General features: G+C 73.8%; 3 protein-coding genes. 2 read left to right on the top strand and 1 reads right to left on the bottom strand.

Annotated elements, in window-relative coordinates:
- On the bottom strand, positions 1 to 208 hold a 208-nt coding region (locus AB8A24_RS43280; RefSeq protein ID WP_369479244.1), incomplete at its 3' end, for a hypothetical protein.
- Between the two features lie 198 nt (positions 209 to 406).
- On the opposite strand from AB8A24_RS43280, the gene AB8A24_RS43275 reads away from it, so the two are divergent.
- Both AB8A24_RS43275 and AB8A24_RS43270 read left to right on the top strand, forming a co-directional pair.
- Positions 407 to 1,312 (top strand): hypothetical protein, encoded by a 906-nt coding sequence (locus AB8A24_RS43275; RefSeq protein ID WP_328962506.1) that lies wholly within the window; start codon positions 407 to 409, stop codon positions 1,310 to 1,312.
- Positions 1,313 to 1,397: 85 nt separating this feature from the next.
- Positions 1,398 to 1,577, top strand: a complete 180-nt coding sequence (locus tag AB8A24_RS43270; RefSeq protein WP_328962507.1) for a hypothetical protein — start codon at positions 1,398 to 1,400, stop codon at positions 1,575 to 1,577.
- Positions 1,578 to 1,677: the final 100 nt, after the last annotated feature.

Below are 1,677 nucleotides of genomic sequence, written 5' to 3'. Positions count from 1 at the left end.
TGGGGGTCGGGGTCGCGGGGGCGGGCCTCGGCGGCGCGGCCGCCGCCATGCGCTCGGCGGTGGCCCGGGTGGCCGATGCGGCGTCGGCCGCCGAGCCCGCGGGAGGCCTCCTCGCCTCGCCCGCCGGCTGCTGCACCTGCTCCTTCGCCTTCTCGGCGGCGTCGTGCGCCTTGTGTTTGTCGGACTTCAGGAAGTCGAAGAGTCCCATGTCTGTACGCCTCCGGCGTGCTGGTCCCCCCTGGGATCGTGCCCTCCTTCCACTGTCCTGCACCGGGCGTCCGAAGGCCCTGCGACGGGGCCGTCCGGGGGACGCGCCCGCCCGTGCCCCGACCCACGCGGGAACGCCGCGGGAAGGGACCGGGAAGGCCCGGCGACACCATCGTGGGACACGATGGAGGAGATTTCTGTGATCATCAGACAGGCCGCGGAGCGGGTAGTGCTGGTCAGGCCCGGACCCGGGCTCGTGAGCGCCGCGATCGTGGCGGGCCTCGACGTCTGGGTGGTGTCCGATCCCGGACCCCACCCACCGGACGCGCGGCTTCCCGCGGAGCTGCCCCCGCAACGGCTCCTCCGGGTGGACTTCGATGACACGGACGCACTGCGCGCCCTGCTGACGGACACCGTCCGGCGGCACGGGATCGGCCAGGTCCTCCACCTCGCGAGCGATCTGGAGAAGGGTCTCGGCAGCGGGGCCGCGGCCGCCGCCGAGGAGGTGGTGCGGGAGCTGTCCGCCGACGGCGGGAAGCCGGCCCGCGCCTTGCCGGACGCGGTCACGATCCGGCGGATCCTCAACGAGAGCCGGACCTCCGCGGTGCGTGCCGAGGAGGCCCGGTCCGTCACCGAGGCCTGCTCGCTGGCCGAGGACTTCCCGCTGCCCGTGGTCATCAAGTCGGCCGACAAGTCCGGGTGTTGGTGGACCGTTCCGGTGCACGACCGGCCCGCGCTCGCCCGGTGGGCCGAACAGGCCGCCACCGCCCGGCACTCGGCCCCCTATCTCGTCGAAGAGCTCCTGACCGGAGCCAAGTTCAGGGTGGAGACGCTGACCGTCGACGGCATGCACCTCGTCGCCGACATCGCCCCCGAGGGAACGGCGGCGCCGCTCCACGACGCGGAGCAGGCCGGGATCCGTGCGACCGTCCGGGCCCTGCTGGATCTGGCCGGGTACGAATCGGGCACCACGCGGACGGATGTGCTGGTCAGCGCGCGGGGATCACGTATCGCGGCGGCCACGGAACCGGACCGGGAACAGGCCGGGAACGGCCGTTCCCGCAGCACGACCACGGGCGGTATCGAGAGGGGAACGGACCGGTAAGAGCCTCGGCCACTCTGTGTCCTGTCGAGAGCGGCCACCGCACCACACGGGAGCCGCACCGGGTACACACCAGGGGGTTCAACACATGCGCAGCAAGCTGGCGGGCCTGATCGGAATCATCGCGGCGGCTCTGGCGATCGGAGTCGGTGTGACGGTCAGCGGCCCGGTGGACACCGGTCAGCCCTCCGGCTACCAGGTCCTCGCGGACGACAAGGGCCCCGGGGTCGCCTCCCCGGCCCCGACGCCGGTCCCGTCCCCCCGCTAAGGGCTGTCCCGTAATCCCCGGCGGGCCCGCGGCCGGCCCACGCTCCCGGGGTCCAGCCCACCCGGCGCCACGTCCGCCGGCTCCACCCGGCCCCCGTCGA

Source organism: Streptomyces sp. BF23-19 (assembly GCF_041106355.1).
Taxonomy (GTDB): domain Bacteria; phylum Actinomycetota; class Actinomycetes; order Streptomycetales; family Streptomycetaceae; genus Streptomyces; species Streptomyces virginiae_A.
Note: the sequence above shows the minus strand (reverse complement) of the source record. Positions and strands in the feature narration are given on the sequence as shown.

Coding starts and splice junctions, on each gene's coding strand:
- AB8A24_RS43270 (WP_328962507.1), top strand. CDS start 1,398: ATGCGCAGCAAGCTGGCGGGCCTGATCGGAATCATCGCGGCGGCTCTG.